The sequence below is a fragment of the Pseudothioclava arenosa genome (genome assembly GCF_002358085.1).
GTDB lineage: Bacteria > Pseudomonadota > Alphaproteobacteria > Rhodobacterales > Rhodobacteraceae > Pseudothioclava > Pseudothioclava arenosa.
In genome coordinates, this window is sequence record NZ_NTJD01000003.1 from 346,522 (window position 1) to 372,194 (window position 25,673).

Sequence of the window (25,673 nt, forward strand, 5' to 3'; positions counted from 1 at the left end):
AAGAGGTAATGTAAAACTTTTTCACATTATCGGCCGCGCACCGCTCATTCGGTGAAATCGGCGGGCTGGGCGCCGGTGATGTCCAGCAAGACACCGGGTTCGATCGCGAAGATATGGCGCGGCGTGCCGGCGGCGGCCCAGATGATTTCAAATTCCGACAGGCGCGGGTCGAAGAAGGCGCGCACCTTCGTCAGATGCCCGACCGGAGCCACGCCACCGATGGCAAAGCCCGTTTCGGAGCGCACCAGCGCCGCATCGGCCTTGCCGAGCGGTTCGCCCGCCAGCGCGCTGGCCTTGTCGGCGCAGACCCGATTTCCGCCCGCGGTCAGGAACAGCACGACATGGCCGCTGTCCTCGCCACGGAAAATGATGGATTTCGCGATTTGATCGACATCGCAATTGGCTGCTTCTGCCGCCTCGATTGCGGTGCGGGCCTGTCCGACCTCGCGGACCACTGCCGCCACGCCTGCCGCGTCCAATGCGGCTTCGACCCGTTCTACGGATGTGCTCATCGCCCCCTCCTGACGCTGACCAACACCCTATTTTACCGCTACGGCGCGGCGGGTGCAAAGTCTTTCCACCGCATCCGCTTGCCCATTGACCGCGCCTTGGCGGCGGCTAGTCTGGCGCCATGAGCTTTGCATCCCGCCTGACCCGCTGCCCCATTCCCTTTGATGCCGACCGCGGTCGCGATGCCGTCTCGGCCTTTGCCGATCTGCCGCCCGAGTTGCGCGCGCTGATCGAGGGCGTGGGCGGCTGTTCGCCCTATCTGTCGGAACTGCTGCGCAAAGAGGCCGAATGGATTCGCGGCCCGCTTTCGGGCGACCCCGAGGCGGCGCTGGCGGCGGAATTCGACCGGTTGCGCCCGGTGCCTCTGGACGATCTGCCCTCGGAACTGCGCCGGGCGAAGCGCCGTGTCGCGCTTCTGGCGGCGCTGGCCGATCTGGGTGGGGTCTGGCCGCTGGAGATGGTGACCGGCGCGCTGACCGATCTGGGCGATCTGGCTGTGGATCTGGCGCTGAAGCGCCTCGTGGCCGAGGAAATCCGTCGCGGCAAGCTGCCCGGCGCCACGCCCGACGATGCCGAGACCGCAGGCGGGATGGTCGCGCTCGCGATGGGCAAGATGGGCGCGCATGAACTGAATTATTCCTCGGATATCGACCTGATCTGCCTGTTCGACGAAACCCGGTTCGATGCCGACGACCGGATGGATGCGCGGATGTCTTTTGTCCGCGCCACGCGCAAGATGGCGGCGATGCTGTCGGACACGACGGGCGAGGGCTATGTGTTTCGCACCGATCTGCGGCTGCGCCCCGATGCGAGCGTGACGCCGGTCTGCATCTCGATGGCCTCGGCCGAGCTGTATTACGAGGCCGAGGGCCGCACATGGGAACGCGCCGCCTATATCAAGGCGCGGCCCTGCGCGGGCGACCTTGCGGCGGGGCAGCGGTTTCTCGACACGCTGCGCCCCTTCGTCTGGCGCAAGCATCTCGATTTCGCGGCGATCCAGGACGCCTATGACATGCGACTGCGCATCCGCGAGCATAAAGGGCTGGGCGGGGCGCTGTCACTGCCCGGCCACAACATGAAACTGGGGCAGGGCGGCATCCGCGAGATCGAGTTCTTCACCCAGACCCGCCAGTTGATCGCCGGCGGGCGCGACCCCGAGTTGCGCGATCGTACGACGGTTGGCGGGCTCGCGAAACTGGCCGAGAAGGGCTGGGTCGAGCCCGATGTCGCGCGCGAGCTGACCGACCATTACCGCGAGCACCGCGAGATCGAGCATCGCATCCAGATGGTCAATGACGGCCAGACCCATGACCTGCCCAACTCCGACGAGGGCATCGCGCGGATCGCGGCGATGATGGGGGCCTCGGATGTCGAAGCCTGGCGCGCGCGCCTGCTGGAGCGGCTGGCGCGGGTCGAAGACCTGACCGGCGCTTTCTTCGCCCCCAGTCAGGCGCAGGAACGCCCGCCCTTGTCCGATGCGGCCGAGGCGACCGTCGCGGGCTGGTCGAGCTATCCGGCGCTGCGCTCGGAACGTGCGCGCGCGATCTTCAAGCGGCTCGAACCCGAATTGCTGACCCGGCTGTCCAGCGCCGCCAATTTCGATGAGGCGCTGGGCCAGTTTGACGGGTTCCTGTCGCGCCTGCCTGCTGGGGTGCAGCTGTTTTCGCTCTTTGAGGCAAACCCGCAGCTGATCGACCTGATCGTCGATATTTGCGCTACCGCGCCGGGGCTGGCGACCTATCTGTCGCGCAATGCGGGCGTGCTGGATGCGGTTCTGGGAGGGAGTTTCTTTGAACCCTGGCCGGGTGCCAAGCCGCTGGCCGAAAGCCTCGGCGCCATGCTCGACGCGCAGCCCGATTACGAGAAAAAGCTCGATGCGGCGCGGCGCTGGGCCAAGGAATGGCGCTTCCGCGTCGGCGTGCATCACTTGCGCGGACTGATCGACGCGATGGAGGCGGCGCGCCATTATGCCGATGTGGCGAGCGTTGTGCTCGAATGCCTCTGGCCCGCGGTCGTCGCCGAATTTGCGCGCAAATACGGGCCTCCGCCGGGGCGTGGCGCGGTTGTGCTGGGCATGGGCAGTCTGGGCGCCGAGCGGCTCAATGCGTCGTCCGACCTCGACCTGATCGTGATCTATGACGCTCAGGGCGCCGAGATGTCCGATGGCCCCAAGCCCTTGGCGACCAAACCCTATTTTGCGCGTCTCACGCAGGCCCTGATCACAGCGATCACCGCGCAGATGCCCGAGGGGCGGCTCTATGAGGTCGATATGCGGCTGCGTCCCTCGGGGCGGCAAGGCCCGGTGGCGACCTCGCTCGAGGCATTCCGCGCCTATCAGATGGACGAAGCCTGGACCTGGGAGCATCTCGCGCTGACGCGGGCGCGGCCGGTGGCGGGCAATCCCGAACTGGCGGCGGATCTGGAGGCGGTGCGGCTCGAGGTGCTGCGCGCCAAGGGGGGCGACGCCAAGGTGATGCCCGATCTGGCCGAGATGCGCCAACGCATCTTTGCCGCCAAGCCCGCCGATGGCGAGTGGGAGGCCAAGATCGGTCCCGGCCGCCTGCAGGATATCGAGCTTCTGGTGCAAAGCTTCGCGCTGCGCGCGGGCGATCCTGCGCGCCGCGTCGAGGCGCAGCTGCGTGTCGGTCCTCGCTCCGGGCTGGTCGAAAAATCCGAAGCCGAGGCCCTCGCCTCGGCCTATCGGTTCTTGTGGCGGTTGCAGGCGGGCGGGCGGCTCCTGACCGATAAGCCGCTGGATATGGAGGCGATCGGCGCGGGCGGGCGGGCCTTCTTGCTGCGTGAGGTCGATCAGCTGGATCTGCCCGCTTTGGCGGAGCGTCTGGCGGAGGCCACCGGGCAAGTCGCGGCGATCGTCGATCGCGCGTTGGAGGGCTGAAAGGATGGGACGCAGGATGCTGGAACTGAAACAGGCCGACCCGAAGGGGCTGATCCGCGAAAGCTACCGGATCGAGGGGATCTCGGAGGCGGAATGCCGGTCGATCTTCATGGATTGGGCGCTGAGCCTCGCGCCCGGCACCAACACGACCGAGGCGATGCGCACCGTGCTCGCGCTCTATGAGGCGCCTGCCGACCACCCAATGAGCCTGATCCTGGCCGAGGGGCTGACCCGGCCCGCGCCGGGCACGCAACGCCGGGGCGGGGCCGCCGGGCGCCGGCTTTAACGCGGCAGCGCGGCCGCTTCACGCGCGAGCGCCTCGATCCCGGCCCAGTCGCCTGCCGCCATCAGCTCGGGCGGCGCAACCCAGCTTCCTCCCGCACAAAGAACGTTCGGCAAGCTCAGGTAATCATTCGCATTTTTTAGACTTACGCCACCCGTCGGGCAGAAGGTCGCCTGCGGCAGCGGCCCGCCGAGCGCCTTGATCGCCGCTGCCCCGCCCGAGGTCGCGGCGGGGAAGAATTTCAGCATGTCATAGCCCCATTCGAGCGCGCGCATCACCTCGGAGGCGGTCACTGCGCCGGGCAAGAGCGGCAGCGCTTCGTCTTCGGCGGCGCGCACCAGTCGTTCTGTCAGCCCGGGCGAGACGCCGAAACGCGCGCCCGCGGCCTTGGCGGCCTTCACGTCGGCGGGGGTGAGCAGCGTGCCCGCGCCGACCACGCCGCCTTCGACCTCGGCCATGGCGCGGATTGCATCGAGCGCGCAGGGCGTCCGAAGCGTGACCTCAAGCGCCGGAAGCCCGCCTGCCACCAGCGCGCGCGCGAGCGGCGCGGCATGGGCCAGTTCCTTGACCACGATCACCGGCACGATCGGCGCCATCGCGCAGATCGCGCGGGCAGCGGCGGATTGCTGTTCGGGGGTCATCGGGCTCTCCCTTGCTCGGATGGGGCCTCCGGCGCGCGTATTTGGGGCCAGGAAGAAGGCGCGGGGTTTCTTCTTGGCGCAAATACGCGCGCCGCAGGCAAGTCTCAGATCACCACGGCCGCGCCTTCGGGGGCGGGGCCGACATTGCGGCGGAAGGCCTCGAAGAGCTCGCGCCCGAGGCCGTGGGTGTTGGCAGAGAGGTCGGCCGTCGCGGGCGTGCGAGCCTCGAACCCGTCTTCGAGGCATTCGAGCCGCCCTGTCGTCGCATCCAGCCGCAGCCGGTCGCCGTCGCGCAGTTTCGCGAGCGGGCCGCCCGCGGCGGCCTCGGGGCTGACATGGATCGTGGCGGGCACTTTGCCCGAGGCGCCCGACATCCGCCCGTCGGTGACCAGCGCCACCTTGAGGCCGCGATCTTGCAGTACCGAGAGCACCGGCGTGAGCGAGTGCAGTTCGGGCATGCCATTGGCCTGCGGGCCCTGAAAGCGGACCACGACGATCGTATCGGCAGTAAACTCGCCGCGCTGGAAGGCCGCCTTGACCTCCGCCTGATCGGTGAAAATGCGGGCGGGGGCCTCGATGACATGGCGCTCAGGCGCGACGGCCGAAACCTTGATCACCCCGCGTCCGAGGTTGCCTTGCATCTGTTTTAGTCCGCCCGAGGGGGCGAAAGCATCGCCGCAGGGGCGCAGGATGCGGTCGTTCTCCGAGCGCGTGGCGCCCTCGCGCCAGCTGAGCTGGCCGTCCTCCAGCACCGGCTCGCGCAGGTAATCGGCGAGGCTGTTGCCGACCACGCCGCGCACGTCGCCATGCAAAAGCCCCGCGCCCAGAAGCTCGCGGATCATGAATTGCAGCCCGCCCGCGGCGTGGAAATGGTTCACATCGGCCAGGCCGTTCGGATAGACCTTGGCCATCAGCGGCGTGACCTCGGAAATCTCGTCGAAATCCTCGAGATCGAGCAGGATGCCGGCGGCGCGCGCCATCGCGGGCAGGTGCAGCACGAGGTTGGTCGAGCCGCCCGTCGCCATCAGCCCGACCAGCCCGTTGACGAAGGCGCGCTCGTTCAGGATCTCGCCGACCGGGCGGAAATCATTGCCGAGCGCGGTGATCTCGGCGGCGCGGCGCGCGCCCGCTTCGGTCAGGGCGCGGCGCAGGTCGGTGCCGGGGTTGACGAAGCTTGCGCCCGGCAGGTGCAGGCCCATCACCTCCATCAGCATCTGGTTGGTGTTGGCGGTGCCGTAAAAGGTGCAGGTGCCCGGGCCGTGATAGCTGGCCATCTCGGCCGCCATCAACTGGTCGCGCCCGATCTGGCCGGTGGCGAATTGCTGGCGCACCTTGGCTTTTTCGTCGTTCGGCAGGCCCGAGGTCATCGGCCCGGCGGGCAGGAACACCGCCGGGATATGGCCGAAGCTTGCGGCGGCGATGACGAGGCCCGGCACGATCTTGTCGCAGACACCAAGGTAAAGCGCCGCGTCGAAGCAGTTGTGTGACAGCGCGATGCCCGCCGCCAGTGCAATCACGTCGCGCGAGAACAGGCTCAGCTCCATCCCCGGCTGGCCCTGCGTCACGCCATCGCACATCGCGGGCACGCCGCCCGCGACCTGCGCGGTGGCGCCGACCTTGTGCAGCGCCTCGCGGATCAGCGCGGGGTAGGTTTCATAGGGCTGATGCGCCGAGAGCATGTCGTTATAGGCGGTGACGATGCCGATGTTGGGCGCGCGCCCCGCAGCCAGCGCGGGCTGGTCGGCGCCCATCGCGGCATAGGCATGGGCCTGATTGCCGCAAGACAGATGCGCGCGCGCCGGGCCTGCCTGTGCCAGCGCCCGCATCCGCGCGAGATACTCCGCGCGCGTCACCGCCGAGCGCTGCCGGATTCGCTCGGTCACACGTGCGATGGTGGCGTTGAGGGGCGGGGTAGTCTTTGCGTCGGGCATCGACTCGGGGCCTTTCCTTGGGCGGGCTGTTCAGGCCCGTATAGTCAGTTAGCGCTAACGGATCAATGGCCCGCCCACGAGATGTCCTGCGGCGATGGGACCCGGGGCAGGGGGATTTCCCCCGAAATGATCCGTAATTTGCCTTGTTCTGCCATAATTTATCGGCAAATTCGCCGCAACTGGAGAGACATCCGGATCGGAAGGGTCGAGCGATGAAGATGATGCAATCGGGGTTTCTGTGCGGGGCCGTCCTGCTGCTCGCGGCATGTGGGTTCAACGAACCCGCCTCGCGGGGGCTGACCGATCCTGTGCCGCTGAACCTTGCCGGGCCGGCGGCCACTGCGCAAGCCGAAGCCGAGACAGTTCTGGCCCTGCCGCGCTTTGCCGTGCGCTCGATTCAGGTGCGCGCGCCGCGCGAGCTGAGCGTTTCCGAGGCCAACAGCTACAAGCCGCGCGCCGATATCGTCTGGCGCGGCGATGCCTTTGGCAACCGCCATGCGCAGGTCGAGGCGATCGCGCTGGCGGGGGCGAGCCTTGGCACTGAGGAAATGCAGGCGGGCGTGCCGGTCGATCTTGAGATCGAGCTGCGCCGCTTTCACGCGCTGACCGAGAAGGCGCGCTATTCCGCGCCCTTCGGCACCGAGTTCGAATTCGAGGCGATCGTGACGCTGCGCGATGCCGAAACCGGCGCGATGATCGGTGCGCCGCGCTATGTGAAACGCGACTTCCCCGCCGCTTCGGGCCGCGAGGCGCTGGCCGAGGAAGCGCGCGGTATCACGCAGAAAACGGTGATCACCCAGAATTTCGGCCAGATGATCCGCGACGAGCTGTCGCGCCCGATCTGGATGACCGCCGAAGAGTTCGCCGCGCTTTCAGCCGTGCCCGCGCCCGAGAGCCCTGCGCTCTGAGCCTTTCGCACCATCGCCATTCGCGCTAGAGGGGGGCAACAGCCCCTTTTTCCGTGAGTGCGATGACCGACATCTCTTCCAGCCCCGCCACCGATCGTCCTGTCGTGCGCCTGCGCCCCAAGGCCGAGGCCCGCGCGATCCGGCACGGCTTCCCTTGGGTCTATGCCGATGAGCTGGTGACCGATCGGCGCACGCAAAAGCTGGCGTCGGGGGCCATTGCCACGCTCGAAGACGCTGAGCGTCGGCCGCTGGCGACCGTCACCGTCAATGCGAATTCCAAGATCATCGCGCGGGTGCTGGATCGCGACCCCGAGGCGGTGATCGACCGGGCCTGGCTGGTTGCGCGGATCGCGCGCGCGCTTGACCTGCGTGCGCGGCTTTTCGAGGCGCCGTTCTACCGGCTGATCCATGCCGAAGCCGACGGCCTGCCGGGCGTCATCATCGACCGCTTCGGCGGTGCGGCGGTGATCCAGCCGAACGCCGCCTGGTCCGAGGCGATGATCGACGATCTGGCCGGGGCGCTGGCCGAGGTGACGGGCGTCACCACCATCGTCAAGAACGGCTCGGGGCGCGCGCGCGGGCTTGAAGGCCTGCCCGAAGAGACGGTTCTGATGTCCGGCGTGCTTGATGGCCCGATCGAGGTGCCGATGAACGGCGCGATCTACATGGCCGACCTGATGGGCGGGCAGAAGACCGGGCTGTTCTATGACCAGCGCCCCAACCACGCCTTTGCCGCGCGGCTGGCGCAGGGGGCGCGGGTGCTTGACGTGTTCAGCCATGTGGGTGGCTTTGCGCTGGCCTGCCTTGCGAACGGGGCGCAAAGCGCGGTTGCAGTCGATGCCTCGGCTGCGGCGCTGGATCTGGCAGTGCGCGGCGCGGCGGCGATGGGGGCGGGCGCGCGTTTCTCGACGCGCCAAGGCGATGCTTTCTCCACGCTTGAGGCGCTGGCGTCGGAAGGTGCTCAATTCGACGTGGTGATCTGCGACCCGCCCGCGTTCGCGCCTGCGAAACCCGCGCTGCAGGCGGGGCTGCGCGCCTATGAGCGCCTCGCGCGCCTCGCCGCGCCGCTGGTCGCGCCGGGCGGTTATCTTGCGCTTTGCTCGTGCAGCCACGCGGCTGACCTCGTGCAATTCCGCGCGGCCTCTTCGCGCGGCATCGGCAAGGGCGGGCGGCGCTCGCAGCTCTTGCACACGGGCTACGCCGGGCCCGACCATCCGATGCTGCCGCAGCTTGCCGAAAGCGGCTATCTGAAATCGCTGTTCTTCCGGCTCGACTGATGAAGCTCCTGCTCGACGCCTGCGTGCTCTACCCGACCGTCCTGCGCGAGATCCTGATCGGTGCGGCGCGGGCGGGGTTTTATCAGCCGCTCTGGTCCGAGCGTATCCTTGAGGAATGGGCGCGCGCCGCCGCGCGTCTTTCCCCGCCCGATGAGGTGATCGCGCGGGGCGAGATCGCGCTTCTGAAGGCCGAATTTCCCGCCGCCTGCGTCACGCCCCGCGCGGGGCTCGAGGCGCGGCTGCACCTGCCCGATGAAAACGACATCCACGTGCTGGCCGCCGCGATCGCGGGGGGCGCCGAGGCGATCGTCACCGAGAACCGCGCCGATTTTCCGCGCGGGGTTCTGGCGGGCGAGGGGCTGGACCGGCGCGACCCCGACGGGCTCTTGTGGCAGTTCTGGTCCGAGCGCCCCGAGGCCATGGCCGCGGTGGTCGAGCGCGTGCGCGTCCGCGCCGAGGCCCTCTCGGGGCAGCCGCAGCCGGTGCGCGCGCTGTTGAAACGCGCGCGTTTGCCGCGTCTGGGCAAGGCTCTGGGCGCTGGACCAGGGCCTGCACGCGGGGGCATGAACGGGCGATGATCGGGTTTTTCACCACCACGCAAAGCGGACTTGCGGATCGGCTGATGGCCGATCTGGCCGACCGGCTTCTGGCCGAGGGGCGCCCGGTTCTGGGCATGGTGCGCGCCGAGATGCCGGTCGATGCTCCGAACCAGGGCATGTGTGAGATGTACCTGCGGCTTTTGCCCGAGGGGCGCATTCACGGCATCACCCAAGACCTTGGCCCCGGCGCCGAGGGCTGCACGCTGGATGCGGGCGCGCTCGAAGAGGCGGTGATGGCGGTCGGGCAGGGGCTTGAGGGCGCTCAGCCCGAGACGCTGGTGCTGTTCAACAAGTTCGGCAAGCAGGAGGCCGAGGGCCGTGGCTGTCGCGACCTGATCGCCGAGGCGGTGGCGCGCGGGCATCGCGTGCTGATCTCTGCGCCGCCGCAGACCCGCGCCGAATTCCTGGCCTTCGCGGGTGACTACGCCACCGAATTGCCGCCCGAGCCCGGTGCGCTGGCCGCTTTCGCATTTGCAAATCTTTGATCTGACACGATCTTGCCCCGGCTCCTGCGAGTGTTAGACTTGCCAGGTCAGACGACGTTCGGCCGTGATCGCGCCGAGCCGGTTCTGCCGCTGTCCGCGCGCTGAGGCTTCGTGCCCCGTGTGCCTGTTACGGAGCAAGAAATGGTCTCGCGCGTCATTCCGGTGGATCCTTTCGATCTGGTCGTCTTCGGCGCGACCGGCGATCTGGCCAACCGCAAGATTCTGCCGGGGCTTTACCGGCGCTTTTTCGCGGGGCAGATCCCCGAGAAATCCAAGATCATCGGCGCCGCCCGCTCCGAGATGGATATCGAGGCTTTTCGCGCGCAGGCCCGCGCCGCGATCACCGATCACGTCGGCAAGGCCAAGCAGGTGCCCGCCCAGATCGAGGCCTTCCTGCGCGTGCTCGACTATGTCGCGATCGACGCGCAGGGCGATGCGGGTTGGGATGAACTGGCCGCCAAGGTCGATTGCGCGCGGGTGAACGCGTTTTATTTCTCGGTGGCGCCGGCGCTGTTCGGGCCGCTGGCCGAGCGGTTGCATCGCTACCAGATGGCCGGCCCCGAGGCGCGGATCGTCGTCGAGAAACCCTTTGGTCGCGATCTGGCCACGGCGCGCGCGCTCAATGCCACGCTCGCGGCCCATTTCGACGAGCATCAGATTTACCGGATCGACCATTACCTCGGCAAAGAGACGGTGCAGAACCTGATGGCGGTGCGCTTCGCCAATATCCTCTTCGAGCCGCTGTGGAATGCGCAATATGTCGATCATGTGCAAATTACCGTGGCCGAAACCGTCGGCGTGGGCGGGCGCGGGTCGTATTATGATAAGTCGGGCGCGATGCGCGACATGGTGCAGAACCACATGATGCAGCTCCTGTGCCTGATCGCGATGGAGCCGCCCTATCACTTCGACCCGGATGCGGTGCGCGATGAAAAGCTCAAGGTGATCCGCGCGCTGCAACCCGTCCAGCCCGCCGATATTGTGCGCGGTCAATACCTCGCGCATCGCCATTGCGCCGACGAGGGTGCGCTGCGCGGATACCTTGAAGATGTCGAAAATCCGAACTCGCGCACCGAGAGCTATATCGCGCTGAAATGCCATATCGCGAACTGGCGCTGGCAGGGCACGCCGTTCTATTTGCGCACCGGCAAGCGGCTGCGCGCGCGGACCTCGGAAATCGCGATTACCTTCCGCCAGCCGCCGCATTCGATCTTTGACGAGACCGATGCCTCCTGGCGCGAGAACGTGCTGGTGATCCGGTTGCAGCCGAATGAGGGGATGAACCTCAAGGTGATGATTAAGGAGCCGGGGCCGGGCGGCATGCGTCTGGTGCAGGTGCCGCTCGACATGTCCTTTGCCGAGGCGCTGGGCGAGGACGGGGCCGATATTCCCGACGCCTACGAGCGGTTGATCATGGATGTGATCCGGGGCAATCAGACGCTGTTCATGCGCGGTGACGAGGTCGAGGCAGCCTGGGCCTGGACCGATCCGGTAATCGCGGGTTGGGACGAGCGCGGCGAGCGCCCGCAACCCTATGATTCCGGCTCGTCCGGCCCTGAGGATGCGCTGATGCTGATGCATCGCGATGGTCGTCGCTGGCGGGAGATTCGCGAATGAACCTCATCACTTACCCGGATCGGGAACTGATGATGATCGCCCTTGCGGACCTTCTGGCGAGTGAGCTGCGCGCCGCGATCGAAACGCGCGGGCGGGCGACGCTTTGCGTGCCGGGGGGCAGCACGCCGGGGCCGGTGTTCGACATCCTCTCGGGGCTCGATCTGGCCTGGGACAAGGTCGCGGTCTTGCTCAATGACGAACGCTGGGTGTCCGAGGCCAGCCCGCGCTCAAACACGCGCCAGTTGCGCGCGCGGCTCTTGCGCGACAAGGCCGCGGCGGTGGAGCTCTTGCCGATGTATGCGCCGACCGAGACCCCCGAGGAGGCGCTCGCGGCGCTGGCCGAGGGCATCGCGCCGCATCTGCCGATCGATGTGCTGCTGCTGGGGATGGGGGGCGACATGCACACGGCCTCGCTGTTTCCGGGGGCCGACCGGCTAGAGGAGGCGCTGGCCGATGACGCTCCGATCCTGATCGCCCTGCGGGCCGAGGCCGCGGGCGAGCCGCGCATCACGCTCAGCGCGCCGGTCCTGCGCGACGCGATGAACATTCATCTGTTGATTACGGGGCCGGAAAAGCGTGCGGCGCTTGAGCGGGCGGTCGACCTGCCCGAGACCGAGGCGCCGGTGCGCATCATCCTGAAATCCGCCACCATTCATTGGGCCGAATGACATGCACCTGTGGAACGAACTGATCGTTCGAGCGAAATCCGTCGAGGCGCGGCCAATCCTCGAGTTGTTCGAAAACCCCGATCGCGCCGCCGGATTCAGCGCGGAATTCGGGCCGTTCCTGTTCGATTACTCCAAGACCAACCTCGATGCCGAGACCCGCACGCTGCTCGTGCAACTGGCTGAGCATGCCGGGCTCGCAGCCGCGCGCACGGCGATGTTTTCGGGGGCGAAGATCAACGAGACCGAGGGGCGAGCGGTCTTGCACACAGCGCTGCGCAACCTTGAAACCGATGTCTTCGTCGATGGCGTGAATGTCATGCCCGAGGTTCGTGCGACCCATGCGCGGATGCAGGATTTTGTGCGCGATCTGCGCGCGGGGCGGATCGCGGGGCAGGGCGGGGCGATCACCGATGTGGTGAATATCGGCATCGGCGGGTCCGACCTCGGGCCGGCGATGGCCACGCTGGCGCTGGCGCCCTATCACGACGGTCCGCGCTGCCATTTCGTCTCGAATGTGGACGGGGCGCATATCCATGACACACTGCGTGGGCTGAACCCGGAAACCACGCTGGTGATCGTCGCCTCCAAGACCTTCACCACGATCGAGACGATGACCAATGCCGAGACCGCACGGGCCTGGCTGGCGGCGCGCGTGGCGGATCCGGGGGCGCAATTCGCCGCGATTTCCACCGAGCCCGAGCGCACCGCCGCCTTTGGCATTGCGCCCGAGCGGGTCTTCGGCTTCGACGATTGGGTGGGCGGGCGCTATTCGGTCTGGGGCCCGATCGGGCTGAGCCTGATGCTGGCGATCGGGCCCGAGCGGTTCGACGAGATGCTGGCGGGCGCGGCCGCGATGGACGCGCATTTCCGCGTGGCCCCGCTGGCGCAGAATCTGCCAGTGCTGCTGGCGCTGGTCGGGGTTTGGCACAACCAGTTCTGCGGCCATGCCACGCGGGCGGTTTTGCCCTACGATCAACGGCTTGCGCGGTTGCCGGCCTATCTGCAGCAGCTTGAGATGGAATCGAACGGCAAGCGCGTGGCGATGGATGGCACGAGCTTGCCTTACAATTCGGGTCCGGTGGTTTGGGGCGAGCCCGGCACCAACGGGCAGCACGCGTTCTACCAGCTTTTGCATCAGGGTACGCGGATCGTGCCTTGCGAATTCATCGTCGCCGCGAAGGGGCACGAGCCCGAGCTGGCGCATCAGCACCGGCTCTTGGTGGCCAATTGCCTGGCGCAATCCGAGGCTCTGATGCGCGGCCGGTCCCTGGACGAGGCGCGCGCCCGCATGGCGGCCAAGGGGCTCGAAGGCCCCGAACTGGAGCGTCAGGCCCGCCACCGCGTGTTTCCGGGCAGCCGCCCCTCGACCACGCTGCTGTACCCGCAGCTTACCCCCGAGGTTCTGGGTGGGCTGATCGCGCTTTATGAACACCGGGTGTTTGTCGAAGGCGTGATCCTCGGGATCAATAGCTTCGATCAATGGGGCGTTGAGCTGGGCAAGGAACTGGCGCTGGCCTTGGAACCGGTGCTGGCAGGCCGCGATCCGGGGCAGGGCAAGGATGGCTCGACGCTCGCCCTTGCCGCGCGGGTGCGGGGGCTGCAGGGCTAAGCTTAAGCCTCCAGCTCGGTATCCCAGTACAGGAAATCCATCCAGCTTTCGTGCAGGTGACCGGGCGGGAAGCGGCGGCCGGTGGCGTGCATTTGCGAGGCCGATGGTTCGCGCGCGGGTTTCATCAGCCGCAGCCCCGAGCGGTCCAGCGGCTTGTTGGCCTTTTTCAGGTTGCAGGGCGCGCAGGCGGCCACGACGTTTTCCCAGCTCGTCACGCCACCGCGCGAGCGCGGGATCACGTGATCGAAGGTCAGTTCGCCCTCGCAGCCGCAATACTGGCAGCGGAATTCGTCCCTCAGAAAAAGATTGAAGCGCGTGAAGGCCACGCGCTTCTGGGGTCGGACGAATTCCTTGAGCACCACAACCGAGGGGATCCTGATTTCCCGGCTCGGCGAACGGACGACCTCGTCATATTCCGCCAGGATCTGCACCCGGTCGAGACAGACCGCCTTGATCGCCTCCTGCCAGGGCCAGAGCGAAAGCGGATAGTAGCTCAGCGGCCGGAAATCCGCGTTCAGGACCAGCGCGGGGTAGCGTTTGAGCGCCGCCGGCTCGCGGGTGAACTGCGTTCGAAAATCGCCTTGGTCCAGCATGGGTGACTCCATCCTCGCCCTGTCGCTCCGGTTCCGAGCCAGGGGCGGGGTCCGCCCCTGCCGTAACTGAAACTATATATCGCGTTCGATCTCTGACAAGCCCCTTGATCTGGGATCGGCCTGTCAGGTCCAGTGCTGCCATGCGGATGCGACAAAGGTATGACGGCCTGCCTGAAATTCAGGCAGACGTGGGATGGAACGGGGTCGGATGGGGGCGGTCAGCCCGGCAGTTTCGCCTTGAGGAAGCCAAGCGCCGCCGAGAGCCCGTCGGGCGAGATGCCGTGGGGCGTGTTTTTCATGACATGGGCGTAGGTCTCGAAGCCCGCCGAAACCAGCGCGTCGCCCGCCAGCCCCATGTCGGCGAAGGGCACGACCGGGTCTGCATCGCCATGCGCCAGGAGGACAGGCGGCTTGCAGAGCGCCTCTTCGGCCAGCGCCTCGGGGCGCAAGAGCCGCCCCGAGAAGGCGACGATCCCGGCCACCGGATCGGCCCGGCGCGGAAAGGTCTCCAGCGCCATCATCGTGCCTTGCGAAAACCCAATAATTCCAAGTTGTGAATGGGTTAGCGCGTTTTCTTCAAGCACCTCATCGACAAAGGCATTGAGGTCGGCGACGGCGGCCTGCATTCCGGCAGCAGCCTCGGCCTCGCTCGAACCATCAAGCCACGGGATCGGGAACCACTGCCGCCCGAACGGGTTGCCGGTGCAGGGCTCGGGCGCGTCAGGGGCCAGAAACAGCGTGTCGGGCAGGTGCGGGCCAAGCGGGTCGGCAAGGCCCAAAAGGTCGTTGCCATCGGCGCCATAGCCATGCAGGAAAATCACCGCCGACTTCAGTTGGCCCGATTTCGGCCCCTTGCGGCCCACTTCCAGTTTCCGCGTCATGGCGCGACCCCTTCCCGTTGTTTGCGATAGGCGTAATAGGCCCAAAGTCCGCGTGCCGCAACCGCGCGCCAGGGCGACCAACTGGCCGAAAGCACGTTGAATTCCTTGCGTTTGGGCCGTTCGGGCAGGTCAAAGAGCATGCGCGCGCCCTCGGCCAGCGCGAGGTCGTCGACGGCAAAGACATCGGCGCGGCCAAGCGCAAAGATCAGATACATCTCGACCGTCCAGCGTCCGATGCCGGGGATCGGCAAGAGCGCCTCGATCACCGCCTCGTCGGGCAGGGCGCGCAGCCCCTCGAAATCGACGCCCGAGCCCGCAAGCGCCTGCAGGTATTTCACTTTCTGCCGCGACAGCCCGCAGGCGCGCAGCGCCTCGGGGTCTGCCCCGGCGATCACCTCGGGCGCGGCAAATCCCGCGTCCAGCACCTTGGCGCGGATCGCCTTGGCCGCCGCCACCGAGACCTGCTGGCCGATGATCGCATCACGCAGCGCCGCGAATCCGTCGTCGCGCCGGCGCAGCGGCCAGGGGCCGGTCAGCTCCAGCGCATGGGCAAAGCGGGGCTCGGCGCGTGCCAGCCAGTCCGCGCCGTCAAGGATGTCCTGTTCGGTTTCGATGATCCGTCCGTGCATGGGCGCAGACTGCCCGATCCCGTCGGCGCTTGCCAGCCTCTTCGGCGGGCGCTAGGGGTGGGCCATGAGCGATACCCTTGCCCCCTCCCGCCACACGCCGGTCTGGCGTAACGTGATCGTCCTTGTGCTGGCGCAAGCCGTGCTCGGGGCGCAGATGTCGATGATCTTCACCGTGGGTGGGTTGTCGGGGCAGATGCTGGCGCCGAACCCGTGCTGGTCTACGCTGCCCCTGTCGCTGATCGTGCTTGGCTCGGTGCTTTCGGCGCAGCCGATGTCGGAATTCATGGTGGCCTACGGGCGGCGCGCGGGCTTTATCCTCGCGGTGATCGCAGGTGCTGCGGGGGCGGGGATCGCCGCCTACGCGCTCTGGATCGGGTCTTTCGCGGTGTTCATGGCGGGCTCGTTCCTGACCGGCATCTACATGTCGGCGCAGGGCTTCTACCGCTTTGCCGCAACCGATGGCGTCCCGCCCGAGTTCCAGCCCAAGGCGATTTCCTATGTGATGGCGGGCGGGCTTGCGGCGGCGATCATCGGCCCGCAGCTGGTCAAGGTCACGAGTCAGGCGATGGTTGTGCCCTTCATGGCGACCTATCTGGCGATCATCGGGCTGAACCTCCTGGGGCCGATCCTGTTCTCGTTCCTGCGCATTCCCGCGCCCGGGCGCCGCGCCAAGGGCGCCGCGCACCCGGGCCGCACCCGCAAGGAGTTGCTGAAAGACCCGGTGATCGCGGTGGCGATGATCTGTGGCATGGTATCCTACGCGCTGATGAACCTGGTGATGACCTCGACGCCGCTCGCCGTGGTGGGCTGCGGCTTCGACGAGGGCGATGCGGCCAATATCGTCTCGGCCCACGTGCTGGCGATGTATCTGCCGAGCTTCTTCACCGGCCATCTGATCGCGCGGTTCGGGCGCGAGATGATCGTCGGCGTGGGCCTCGTGATCCTCGCGGCCTCGGGGGCGGTGGCGCTGATGGGGGTGGACCTCGAACAGTTCTACCTCGCGCTCGTGCTGCTGGGCATCGGCTGGAACTTCGGCTTCATCGGCTCGACCGCGATGCTTGCCTCGGCGCATAGCCCCGATGAGCGTGGCCATGTTCAGGGCATGAACGATTTCGTGGTCTTCGGCGGCGTGTTCCTCGCCTCGCTCAGCTCGGGCGGGCTGATGAACTGCTCCTCGGCAGGCGATCCGCAGGCCGGCTGGGAGGCCGTCAACCTTGCCATGCTGCCGTTCCTGACGCTCGCGGGGGCTGCACTGATCTGGCTGGTGATGCGCCCGCGCGAGATGCGCTGAGCGGGCCTTCTCCCGGACAAACGATACAAAAAAGGGGGCCACGCGCCCCCTTCATTTTGTCAGAAATATTCCGGGGGGCGCCCGGCACGGGCGGGAGGCAGAGCCCCCTTCCTCAGTGGCCGGAAGCGCCTTGCCCCGACAGCCGGTCGATGATCGTCTCGGTCGCGTGGTTCATGCCGACGACCTTCGCCTCGATCCCGTTCGCGCGGAACTTGGCGATGGCGCGATCCAGCGCCGCGACCGAGGAAATATCCCAGATATGGGCATGGGTCAGGTCGATCACAACGCGCTCCAGCGGCTCGCGGAAATCGAAGGCCTGATTGAAATCCTCGACCGAGGCGAAAAAGATCTGGCCCTTGATGAAATAGGTGCGCAGGCCCTTGTCGGCGTTGAGGCGCGAGGTGATCTCGGTCAGGCGCGCGATCTTGCCGGCAAAGAAGATGCCCGACAGAAGCACGCCGACCAGCACGCCGATGGCGAGGTTATGGGTGACCACGACAAAGCCCACGGTCGCCAGCATCACCACGTTCGAACTGCGCGGCAAGGTGCGCAGCTGCCCGATCGAGGCCCAACTGAAGGTGCCGATCGAGACCATGATCATGATCGCGACCAGCGCCGGCATCGGGATCCGCCCCACCAGGTCGCCCAGCACCACGCAGAACACCAGCAGCATCGCCCCCGCAGTAAAGGTCGAAAGCCGCCCGCGCCCGCCAGAGCGCACGTTGATCACCGATTGCCCGATCATCGCGCAGCCCGCCATGCCGCCGATGAAACCGGTGCAGAAATTGGCGATGCCCTGGCCATAGCACTCGCGCTGCCGCGACGAGGTGGTGTCGGTCATCTCGTCGACGATCTGCTGCGTCATCAGGCTTTCCAGCAGCCCCACCACCGCCACCGCGACCGAGTAGGGCAGGATGATTTCCAGCGTCTTCAGGGTAAAGGGCACGTCCGGGATCAGGAAGTTCGGCAGTTCCGAGGGCAGCTCGCCCATGTCGGCCACGGTACGCACCTCGGTCAGGCCAAGCCCCATCGTGATCGCCGACAGCACCACGATCGCGACCAGCGGCGAGGGGATGGTGCGGTTGAGACGCGGGAAGAGGTAGATGATCGCCAGCGCCAGCGCGACCAGCGCATAGGTCACCGGCGTGACGACGCGCGGGTCCAGCTCGGGCAGCTGCGCGAGGAAGATCAGGATCGCCAGCGCGTTCACGAAGCCTGTCATCACCGATTTCGACACAAACCGCATCACCTGCCCGAGGTTCAGCGCCCCGGCGGCCATCTGGATCACGCCCGCCAGCACCGTCGCTGCCAGCAGGTATTGCAGCCCGTGTTCGCGCACCAGCGTCCCCATCAGCACTGCCGTCGCCGCCGTCGCCGCCGAGATCATCGCCGGGCGGCCACCAAAGAAGGCCGTGATCACCGCGATCGAGAAGGAGGCATAAAGCCCGACCTTCGGGTCGACGCCCGCGATCAGCGAAAAGGCGATCGCCTCGGGGATCAGCGCCAGCGCCACAACCAGCCCCGAAAGGATATCGGCGCGGGTATTGCCCAGCCAGTCGCGCTTCAGTGCGGCCGTGTCGATCATGGTGTCTCCGAAAATGATGCGGCCCGCTTTTGGGGCGGGCCGGGCGTTCTTATTCGGGTCGGGCATAGCGCCGCAGCGCAGCAAATGGAAGCCTCAAGGCGGAATTTAAGGGGATTTCAGCCTTGCGTGGCCGATTTGCGCCCGGCCCCGGCCAGCGCGCTGGCCAGATCGCCATAGCCGGTGAAGCGCCGTTCATAGGCCAGCCCCAGCCGCTCGGCGGCTGTGCGGGCCTTGGCGTCCAGCGCCGGGTCGTCGGTCTGGGCCTGATAGATCAGCCGCTCGTAATTGCCGAACATGGTCGGGATCAGCTCGGGGTAGCGATCGAACCCCATCGGGCGCCAGACGAAGGCGTCGAACTGGCGCACGAGGAAGTCGGTGAGGTAGAAGGCGGTGATCTCGTCCTCGGCCTTGGCGGCAAAGGCGTCGTTGCCTTCGTAGAAGGAATAGCAATGCGGCCCGGCGATCATCTCGACGCCCAGCTCGGCGCAGCGCGCCTCAAGCTGGCCGCCGGTGCCGCAATCGGCATAGACGACGAAGGTGCTGTCATAGCCGGGGCCGCGGGTTTCCACGAGGCGGGTGACCTCGTCGGTGATCTTCTCAGGGAAGAGATGCAGCTTGGCGGGCAGGCAATGCAGGTCGAGGTGATCCCAGCCATTCGCGGATTTCAGCGCGAGGATCTCGCGCGCGAGGGCGCCGCATGCGACCAGCAACACGCGACCGGTGCCGCGCGCCGTCAGCCCGCGTTCGGCCAGAACCTCGTCGGAGGGCAGGGGGGGCGGGGACGCCTCGGGGGTGTCGGTCATTCGACGCGCGCCCAAAGCCGCGCGGCACCCGCCAGCCCCAGCCCCGCCAGCAGCAACAGCGGCAGCGGCAGGCCGGAAGCGGCCAAGGCCCAGACCGTGATCCCGGCGGCCACGATCAGAACGGCAATGAGCAACAGGAATTGCGGCAGCGTCATCCTTCCCTCCATTCCTCTGATAATGGGGCCGAAGCGGAAAAAGAAAAAGGCCCCGGACGCAGAATCCGGGGCCTTTTCGATCACATTCAGGCGTGTGGCGATCACGCGCCCATCTGGTTGTGGCGGCGCGAGACCAGCGTCTTCGCGGTTTCCACGGCCACGGCGGCGTCGCGGCAATAGGCGTCCGCGCCGATCGCCTTGCCGAATTCCTCGTTCAGCGGCGCGCCGCCCACGAGCACGATATAGGTATCGCGCTTGCCCTGTTCCTTGAGCGCGTCGATCACCGTTTTCATGTAGGGCATGGTGGTGGTCAGCAGCGCCGACATCCCGATGATATCCGCGCCTTCGCGCTCGGCCGCCTCAAGGTAGCTTTCCACGGCATTGTTGATGCCCAGATCGACCACTTCGAAGCCCGCGCCTTCCATCATCATCGCGACAAGGTTCTTGCCGATGTCGTGGATGTCGCCCTTGACGGTGCCGATCACCATCTTGCCCATGCGCGGGGCGCCGGTTTCCACCAGCAGCGGCTTGAGGATGGCCATGCCGCCCTTCATCGCGTTCGCGGCCAGCAGCACCTCGGGCACGAAAAGGATCCCGTCGCGGAAATCCGCGCCGACGATCGTCATGCCGGCGACGAGCGCCTTGGTCAGGATGTCGTAGGGCGTCCAGCCGCGCTCGAGCAGGATCTCGACGGCCTCTTCGATCTCTTCTTTGAGGCCGTCATAGAGGTCGTCCATCATCTGCTGGACGAGTTCCTCGTCATCGAGTTCCGACAGGATGATATCGTCTTCGTCTGCCATCGTCGTCTCCAAGAGCGTGCCGTTTTCCCCATTAGTGGCGAAATCGGCAGAAAGGTTTGGCGTTTTGCGACACGCGCCGCCGGAAAAACGGCGCGGAATAGGGAATTGCGGCTCAGCCGCGGCGGCGGGAGCGGCGTGCGCGGCCCGCGGCCTCGCCTTCGTCGCCCGTGCCGTCCGAATCCGAGGAGAACCCGCCGAGCTTCGCGGCGATCTCTTCGAGCGTCGGGCGCGGCCCGCGCGGGCGGGTTTCGAGCGCGGCGCGCATCGCGGCCAGGTGCACCGGCATGGTGCCGCAGCAGCCGCCGATGATCGTCGCACCCGCGTCGCGCGCGAGGCAGGCGTAATCCGCCATCAGCTCGGGCGTGCCATCGTAATGGATGTGGCCGTCGTGATATTTCGGGATGCCCGCGTTGCCCTTGGCGATGATCGGGCGCTCGGAGCCGGCGGCGGCGAAGCCCATGATCGTGCGCATAAGGTCCGAGGCGCCGACGCCGCAATTGGCACCATAGGCGAGCGGCGGGTTCGGCAGTTTCTCGACCAACGCGGCCAGCTGCGCCGAGGTCACGCCCATCATCGTGCGCCCGGCAGTGTCGAAGCTCATCGTGCCGCACCAGGCCATCCCGGCCAGGCGGCAGGCCTCGGCGGCGGCCTTGAATTCCTCGGGCGCCGAGATCGTCTCGACCCAAAGCACATCCGCGCCGCCCTCTTTCAGCCCTTCGGCCTGCTCGTGGAACATTTCCACGGCCAGTTCGTGGGTCATCGTGCCCATCGGGGCAAAGATCTCGCCGGTCGGGCCCATCGAGCCCGCGACCACCACCGGACGGCCCGCGGCATCGGCCACGTCGCGGCCGATTTCGGCGGCGAGGCGGTTGAGTTCACGCACGCGGTTCTGCGCGCCATGCAATTTCAGCCGCGAGGCGTTGCCGCCGAAGCTGTTGGTCAGGAACAGGTCCGAGCCCGCATCGACGGCAAGCGAATAGAGCTTCTTGATATTGGCGGGCTCGTCGGCATTCCACAGCTCCGGCGCATCGCCCGAGCTGAGCCCCATGTTGAACAGGTTGGTGCCCGTCGCGCCATCGGCCAGCAGCCAGTCGCGGGTCTCCAGGAGGCGGCTCAGTGCGTTGGTCATGTCGGGGCCTTTCCCTCGATCGTTCTTGGAATGGAGTTCGGGCCGCACGGGTCGGGCGGCCTGTCGGCGCCCCTCCTGCCACGCGCGGGCGCGAATGGCAAATTCCTTCTGCTCATGATGATCTTGAGCGCGCTTCAGCAGGGCAGCCGCGCGCGGCCGGTGCGGGGCACGAAAAAGCCCGCCCTGCGCGGGGCAGGGCGGGCCATCGGATCAGCGCGGATCAGGCGCTTATTCTTCCATGAGCTGGCGCTTGGCCTCGGCGGCGCATTCCACCCGCTTGGCGCGGATCGCGGCCTCGTCGGCCTTGCCGTCCAGATCGGCGAGCAGTTTGCGGACCACGTCTTCGTGCCCGGCCTCCTCGAAATCGGCCTTCACCACCGAGGCGGCATAGGCATCTGCATCGGCGCCGGTTTTACCCAAGAGCCCCGCGGCCCATTGGCCCAGAAGCTTGTTGGTGCGCGCATCGGCTTTGAACTGCAGTTCCTCGTCATGGGCGAACTTCGCCTCGAACCCCTGTTCGCGTTCGTCAAAGGTGGTCATTTCTCGCCCCTCCCCTCGTTAGTAACTCCTCACCTTCATCATATGCCCCCGCCTGCGGGCCGGGGCAAGTGCCGTTAGCGTGCAAACTGTGCGAAGTTTGCGATTCCATGACGCTGGCGCGCCTTTGCCTTGCGGCGCGGGATGCCTTGCCCTATAGGGGCGGGAAATGGGCCAGCGGTCTCGCGGGCTCGACCGGCCCCGCGCGCGGGGCGCGCACTCACTTTCCGGACGGAGCGGCCCATGGCACCTCGGCGCAAGAAAATCTACGAAGGCAAAGCGAAGATTCTGTACGAAGGCCCCGAGCCGGGGACTCTGGTGCAGTATTTCAAGGATGACGCCACCGCCTTTAACGCGCAGAAGAAAGCGACGATCGAGGGCAAGGGTGTGCTGAACAACCGCCTGTCCGAGTTCTTCATGCAGGGCCTCACCAATATTGGTGTGCCGAACCACTTCATCCGCCGCCTGAATATGCGCGAGCAGCTGATCCGTCAGGTCGAGATCGTGCCGCTGGAAGTCATCGTGCGCAACTTCGCCGCCGGGTCGATCGCCAAGCGTCTGGGCCTCGAAGAAGGCACGCCGCTGCCGCGTCCGATCGTGGAATACAGCTACAAGAACGACGAGCTGGGCGACCCGCTCGTGCCCGAGGAATATATCATCGCTTTCGGCTGGGCGAACCAGCAGGACCTCGATGACATCGTCAGCCTCGCGCTGCGCGTGAACGATTTCCTCTCGGGCGTGTTCTTTGGCGTCGGTATCAAGCTGATCGACTTCAAGATCGAGATCGGCCGGGTCTGGGATGGCGATTTCATGCGCCTGATCGTCGCCGACGAGATCAGCCCCGACAGCTGCCGTCTGTGGGATGTGAAAACCGGCCAGAAGCTCGACAAGGACGTGTTCCGCCGCGACCTCGGCAGCTTGACCGACGCCTATACCGAAGTGGCGCGCCGCCTCGGGCTGATGCCCGAGAACACCGGCACGTCGAAACCGACCCTGATCAACTGAAAGGACCGCCCGCGATGAAAGCCCGCGTTCATGTGATGCTCAAGGATGGGGTTCTGGACCCGCAAGGCGAGGCCGTGCGCCACGCGCTGGGTCACCTGGGTTTCGGCGGCGTCGAGGCCGTGCGTCAGGGTAAGGTGATCGAGCTCGACCTGGCCGGTACCGACAAGGCCGCGGCCGAGGCCGAGGTGCGCGAGATGTGCGAGAAGCTGCTCGCCAACACCGTGATCGAGAAATACACGATCGAGATCGCCTGATCCCGGCGGCCGGGGGCCTTGCCCCCGGACCCCCAGCGTATTTGGTCCAAGAAGAAGCAGGAGCCTTCCGATGAAAGCCGCCATCATCACTTTCCCCGGTTCGAACTGTGACCGTGACCTCGCGATGGGCTTCGAGAAAGCCGGGGCCGAGGTGGTGCGGGTCTGGCACAAGGATACCGAGCTGCCGGCGGGCGTCGATGTGATCGGCGTGCCGGGCGGGTTTTCCTATGGCGACTATCTGCGCTGTGGCGCGATTGCGTCGCGCAGCCCGATCGGGCAGGCGGTCAGCGATTTCGCGGCCAAGGGCGGTTATGTGATCGGCATCTGCAACGGCTTCCAGATCCTGACCGAGATGGGGCTGTTGCCGGGCGCGCTGATGCGCAATGCCTCGCTGAAATACATCTGCCGTCCGGTGACGCTGAAGGTCGCGACGTCGGACAGCGCCTATACCGCGCCCTATGGCAAGGGCGCCGAGGTCGTGTTCCCGATCGCGCATCACGACGGCAATTTCCAGATCGACGCCGAAGGGCTGAAGGCGCTGCAGGGCGAAGACCGTGTGGCCTTCCGCTATGCCGAAAATCCGAACGGTTCGGTCGATGATATCGCCGGTGTGCTCTCGGCCAACCGCCGGGTGCTGGGCATGATGCCTCACCCCGAGCGCGCGATCGAAGATGCGCAGGGCGGTGCCGATGGGGCGGCGCTTTTCCGCGCGCTGGCCGCGATCGGCGTCGAGGCCTGAGCGCTTTCGCTTGTGAGCGCGGGGCGGCGTGGGTAGATTCGCGCCATGCCCGAGCGTGATCCAATCTCTACCGGACCGATGATGGCGGCGCGGGATCGCCGCCGCCGCTCGCCATGGCCTTTGCGCCTGACGATGGTGGGGTTTGTCGCGCTGGCGATCGGGGTGATGTGGATCACCAACCTCTGGCTGACCGAGCGGTTCACTGAAACCACGCGGGTGCGCGCCGAGCTGCGACTGGCGCTCTACTCCGGGAACATCATTTCAGAGCTTCAGCGTACCTCGGTGGTGCCGCTTTTGCTGGCGCGCGACCCCGAGCTGACCAATGCCTTGGGAAGCGGCGATTTTTCGCGCACCTCGGCGCGGCTGATCACGGCGCGCGATGAGATTGCCGCCGCCTCGATCCGGCTTGTGGACCTGAGCGGGCGGGTGGTGGCAGCGACCAACCGCAACCTGATCGGCACGCATTATTCAAGCAATCCTTTCTTCGTCGAGGCGCTGCGCTCGCGCGATACGGTGTTTACCGCCGCGCAAAGCGACACCGGCGGGACCGAGTTCAACTATTCGCGCGCGCTTCTGGCGGGGGGCAAGCCCGCTGGGGTGATCGTCGTCGAGGCGGAACTGTCGAAATTCGAACGTTCCTGGGCGGGGATTTCGGATGCGGTGGCGGTGCTCGACAGCGAGGGGCGGATCATCCTGACCACCGAGCCGAAATGGCGCGGCCTGACGCTGAGCGAGGCGCTGAGCGTGCGCTCGGTGCCTTCGGCGCTGGAGCGGGCGTTGCAGGCGACGGCGGATTGGGCCAACGAGGCGCCCGACGCCTATCTGCGCGGCCAGGCGGTGATGCAGACCGAGACGCGGATCCCGTTCCGGGGCTGGCGGATGATCGCCTTTACCTCCTATGCCTCGGTGCGCGAGCGGGTGAATGCGGTGCTGGCGCTGGAAATCATGGGCTTCGCGATCCTGCTCGCGGTCGGGTTCTACTGGCTGTCGCGGCGCGCGCGGGTGCAATCGGCCGTTTACCGCGCGGAATCCGCCGAGCTGCGGGCGCTGAACGCGCGGCTGTCGCGCGAGATCGCCGAGCGTGAGCGCGTGCAGAAGGACCTTGCCGTGGCCGAGCAGACGCTGGAGCAAAGCTCCAAGCTGGCGGTTCTGGGCGAGATGTCGGCGGCGGTCAGCCATGAGCTGAACCAGCCGCTGGCCGCGATGAAGACCTATCTGGCGGGGGCGCGACTGCTGTTGCAGCGCGGCCGGCCCGAAGAGGCGCTGTCGTCCTTCCAGCGGATCGACGACCTGATCGAACGGATGGGGGCGATCACCCGACAGCTCAAATCCTATGCGCGCAAGGGCGGCGAGGCCTTTGAGCCGGTCGACCTGCGCGCCTCGATTTCGGCGGCTCTGGCGATGATGGAGCCGCAGCTCAAGCATCGCACTGTGGCGATCACGCGCACCTTGCCGCGCCAGCCGGTGAAGGTGATGGCGGACCGTGTGCGTCTCGAACAAGTGATCATCAACCTGTTGCGCAATGCGCTCGATGCGACGAAGGCAGTGGCCGAGCCGCAGATCGAGATCCTGCTGACGGCCGGCGAAAGCGCGGTGCTGACGCTGCGCGACAACGGCCCCGGGATCACCGATCTGGAGAAGCTTTTTGAGCCGTTCTGGACGACCAAGAAGCCGGGCGAGGGGACGGGGCTGGGGCTGGCCATTTCCTCCTCGATCGCGACGGATCTGGGCGGGCGGCTCACGGCCCATAACGCGGAGGGCGGCGGCGCGGTGTTCGAACTGCAACTGCCGCTCCTGACCGAAGACACGAAAACGCCGCCAAAGCGCGGCATCAGAGCAGCGGAGTAG

General features: G+C 66.8%; 26 protein-coding genes. 14 read left to right on the forward strand and 12 right to left on the reverse strand.

Annotated features, from left to right (window positions below; translation table 11 throughout):
• Positions 1-44 precede the first annotated feature (44 nt).
• Positions 45-512, reverse strand: a complete 468-nt coding sequence (locus CLN94_RS05975; protein WP_096432123.1) for a YbaK/EbsC family protein — start codon at positions 510-512, stop codon at positions 45-47.
• Between the two features lie 119 nt (positions 513-631).
• Between CLN94_RS05975 and CLN94_RS05980 the strand changes: the two genes are divergently transcribed.
• Positions 632-3,406, forward strand: coding sequence for a bifunctional [glutamate--ammonia ligase]-adenylyl-L-tyrosine phosphorylase/[glutamate--ammonia-ligase] adenylyltransferase (locus CLN94_RS05980; protein WP_096432125.1), 2,775 nt, complete (start codon positions 632-634; stop codon positions 3,404-3,406).
• Positions 3,407-3,425: 19 nt separating this feature from the next.
• Positions 3,426-3,692, forward strand: a complete 267-nt coding sequence (locus CLN94_RS05985) for a hypothetical protein (protein WP_096432257.1) — start codon at positions 3,426-3,428, stop codon at positions 3,690-3,692.
• Here the strand turns inward: CLN94_RS05985 and eda are convergent.
• Both eda and edd read right to left on the reverse strand, forming a co-directional pair.
• The gene (gene eda, locus CLN94_RS05990; protein ID WP_096432127.1) at positions 3,689-4,330 is read right to left on the reverse strand and encodes a bifunctional 4-hydroxy-2-oxoglutarate aldolase/2-dehydro-3-deoxy-phosphogluconate aldolase; all 642 of its coding nucleotides are present in this window, start codon (positions 4,328-4,330) and stop codon (positions 3,689-3,691) included. The two genes, CLN94_RS05985 and eda, sit on opposite strands and share 4 nt — an antisense overlap.
• Before the next feature lie 104 nt (positions 4,331-4,434).
• A complete protein-coding gene (gene edd, locus CLN94_RS05995) occupies positions 4,435-6,261 on the reverse strand; it encodes a phosphogluconate dehydratase (protein WP_096432129.1) in 1,827 nt (608 codons plus the stop codon).
• A 212-nt stretch (positions 6,262-6,473) separates the two neighbouring features.
• Between edd and CLN94_RS06000 the strand changes: the two genes are divergently transcribed.
• The 7 genes from CLN94_RS06000 to pgi all read left to right on the forward strand — a co-directional run bounded on the left by CLN94_RS06000 (position 6,474) and on the right by pgi (position 13,424).
• Complete coding sequence (locus tag CLN94_RS06000; RefSeq protein ID WP_096432131.1) at positions 6,474-7,169, forward strand: DUF6778 family protein; 696 nt, start codon at positions 6,474-6,476, stop codon at positions 7,167-7,169.
• A 62-nt stretch (positions 7,170-7,231) separates the two neighbouring features.
• Positions 7,232-8,446, forward strand: a complete 1,215-nt coding sequence (locus CLN94_RS06005; RefSeq protein ID WP_096432133.1) for an RSP_2647 family RNA methyltransferase — start codon at positions 7,232-7,234, stop codon at positions 8,444-8,446.
• A complete protein-coding gene (locus CLN94_RS06010) occupies positions 8,446-9,024 on the forward strand; it encodes an RSP_2648 family PIN domain-containing protein (RefSeq protein ID WP_096432135.1) in 579 nt (192 codons plus the stop codon). The genes CLN94_RS06005 and CLN94_RS06010 overlap by 1 nt, the downstream gene beginning before the upstream one ends.
• Entirely contained in the window at positions 9,021-9,530 is a 510-nt protein-coding gene (locus CLN94_RS06015) for a DUF2478 domain-containing protein (protein ID WP_096432137.1), read from the forward strand. Before CLN94_RS06010 ends, CLN94_RS06015 begins: the two co-directional genes overlap by 4 nt.
• A 141-nt stretch (positions 9,531-9,671) precedes the next feature.
• Positions 9,672-11,147, forward strand: coding sequence for a glucose-6-phosphate dehydrogenase (gene zwf, locus CLN94_RS06020; protein WP_096432139.1), 1,476 nt, complete (start codon positions 9,672-9,674; stop codon positions 11,145-11,147).
• Positions 11,144-11,815, forward strand: a complete 672-nt coding sequence (pgl, locus tag CLN94_RS06025) for a 6-phosphogluconolactonase (RefSeq protein ID WP_096432141.1) — start codon at positions 11,144-11,146, stop codon at positions 11,813-11,815. Before zwf ends, pgl begins: the two co-directional genes overlap by 4 nt.
• Position 11,816: 1 nt before the next feature.
• Positions 11,817-13,424 (forward strand): glucose-6-phosphate isomerase, encoded by a 1,608-nt coding sequence (gene pgi, locus CLN94_RS06030; RefSeq protein ID WP_096432143.1) that lies wholly within the window; start codon positions 11,817-11,819, stop codon positions 13,422-13,424.
• A gap of 2 nt (positions 13,425-13,426) precedes the next feature.
• Here the strand turns inward: pgi and CLN94_RS06035 are convergent, their stop codons facing one another.
• The 3 genes from CLN94_RS06035 to CLN94_RS06045 all read right to left on the reverse strand — a co-directional run bounded on the left by CLN94_RS06035 (position 13,427) and on the right by CLN94_RS06045 (position 15,527).
• Positions 13,427-14,017 carry an HNH endonuclease gene (locus CLN94_RS06035; protein ID WP_096432145.1) on the reverse strand — a complete coding sequence of 197 codons (591 nt, stop codon included), beginning with the start codon at positions 14,015-14,017 and terminating at the stop codon, positions 13,427-13,429.
• 218 nt (positions 14,018-14,235) lie between these two features.
• On the reverse strand, positions 14,236-14,898 hold the full coding sequence (locus CLN94_RS06040; protein ID WP_096432147.1) for an alpha/beta hydrolase: 663 nt from the start codon (positions 14,896-14,898) through the stop codon (positions 14,236-14,238).
• Positions 14,895-15,527 (reverse strand): DNA-3-methyladenine glycosylase family protein, encoded by a 633-nt coding sequence (locus tag CLN94_RS06045; protein WP_096432149.1) that lies wholly within the window; start codon positions 15,525-15,527, stop codon positions 14,895-14,897. The genes CLN94_RS06040 and CLN94_RS06045 overlap by 4 nt, the downstream gene beginning before the upstream one ends.
• Before the next feature lie 64 nt (positions 15,528-15,591).
• Here CLN94_RS06045 and CLN94_RS06050 point away from each other — a divergent pair, with 64 nt between their 5' ends.
• Positions 15,592-16,818: an MFS transporter gene (locus CLN94_RS06050; RefSeq protein ID WP_096432151.1), complete on the forward strand. Its 1,227-nt coding sequence runs from the start codon at positions 15,592-15,594 to the stop codon at positions 16,816-16,818.
• Positions 16,819-16,930: 112 nt separating this feature from the next.
• Here the strand turns inward: CLN94_RS06050 and CLN94_RS06055 are convergent, their stop codons facing one another.
• From CLN94_RS06055 to CLN94_RS06075, 6 genes are all read right to left on the reverse strand, one after another.
• Complete coding sequence (locus CLN94_RS06055) at positions 16,931-18,403, reverse strand: SulP family inorganic anion transporter (RefSeq protein ID WP_096432259.1); 1,473 nt, start codon at positions 18,401-18,403, stop codon at positions 16,931-16,933.
• Positions 18,404-18,519: 116 nt separating this feature from the next.
• Positions 18,520-19,206, reverse strand: coding sequence for a DUF1638 domain-containing protein (locus CLN94_RS06060; RefSeq protein ID WP_096432153.1), 687 nt, complete (start codon positions 19,204-19,206; stop codon positions 18,520-18,522).
• Positions 19,203-19,361 (reverse strand): hypothetical protein, encoded by a 159-nt coding sequence (locus CLN94_RS13960; protein WP_179300247.1) that lies wholly within the window; start codon positions 19,359-19,361, stop codon positions 19,203-19,205. The genes CLN94_RS06060 and CLN94_RS13960 overlap by 4 nt, the downstream gene beginning before the upstream one ends.
• 101 nt (positions 19,362-19,462) lie before the next feature.
• Complete coding sequence (locus CLN94_RS06065) at positions 19,463-20,161, reverse strand: corrinoid protein (protein WP_096432261.1); 699 nt, start codon at positions 20,159-20,161, stop codon at positions 19,463-19,465.
• 112 nt (positions 20,162-20,273) lie between these two features.
• Complete coding sequence (gene bmt, locus CLN94_RS06070) at positions 20,274-21,290, reverse strand: betaine--homocysteine S-methyltransferase (protein ID WP_096432155.1); 1,017 nt, start codon at positions 21,288-21,290, stop codon at positions 20,274-20,276.
• A 228-nt stretch (positions 21,291-21,518) separates the two neighbouring features.
• Positions 21,519-21,830 carry a DUF1476 domain-containing protein gene (locus tag CLN94_RS06075; RefSeq protein WP_096432157.1) on the reverse strand — a complete coding sequence of 104 codons (312 nt, stop codon included), beginning with the start codon at positions 21,828-21,830 and terminating at the stop codon, positions 21,519-21,521.
• A gap of 240 nt (positions 21,831-22,070) precedes the next feature.
• Between CLN94_RS06075 and purC the strand changes: the two genes are divergently transcribed.
• The 4 genes from purC (at position 22,071) to CLN94_RS06095 (ending at position 25,673) form a co-directional block, all read left to right on the forward strand.
• The gene (purC, locus tag CLN94_RS06080; protein WP_096432159.1) at positions 22,071-22,832 is read left to right on the forward strand and encodes a phosphoribosylaminoimidazolesuccinocarboxamide synthase; all 762 of its coding nucleotides are present in this window, start codon (positions 22,071-22,073) and stop codon (positions 22,830-22,832) included.
• Positions 22,833-22,846: 14 nt separating this feature from the next.
• Positions 22,847-23,086 (forward strand): phosphoribosylformylglycinamidine synthase subunit PurS, encoded by a 240-nt coding sequence (gene purS / locus CLN94_RS06085; RefSeq protein WP_096432161.1) that lies wholly within the window; start codon positions 22,847-22,849, stop codon positions 23,084-23,086.
• A 70-nt stretch (positions 23,087-23,156) separates the two neighbouring features.
• Positions 23,157-23,825 (forward strand): phosphoribosylformylglycinamidine synthase subunit PurQ, encoded by a 669-nt coding sequence (gene purQ, locus CLN94_RS06090; protein ID WP_096432163.1) that lies wholly within the window; start codon positions 23,157-23,159, stop codon positions 23,823-23,825.
• A 132-nt stretch (positions 23,826-23,957) separates the two neighbouring features.
• Positions 23,958-25,673, forward strand: a complete 1,716-nt coding sequence (locus tag CLN94_RS06095; protein ID WP_425439444.1) for a sensor histidine kinase — start codon at positions 23,958-23,960, stop codon at positions 25,671-25,673.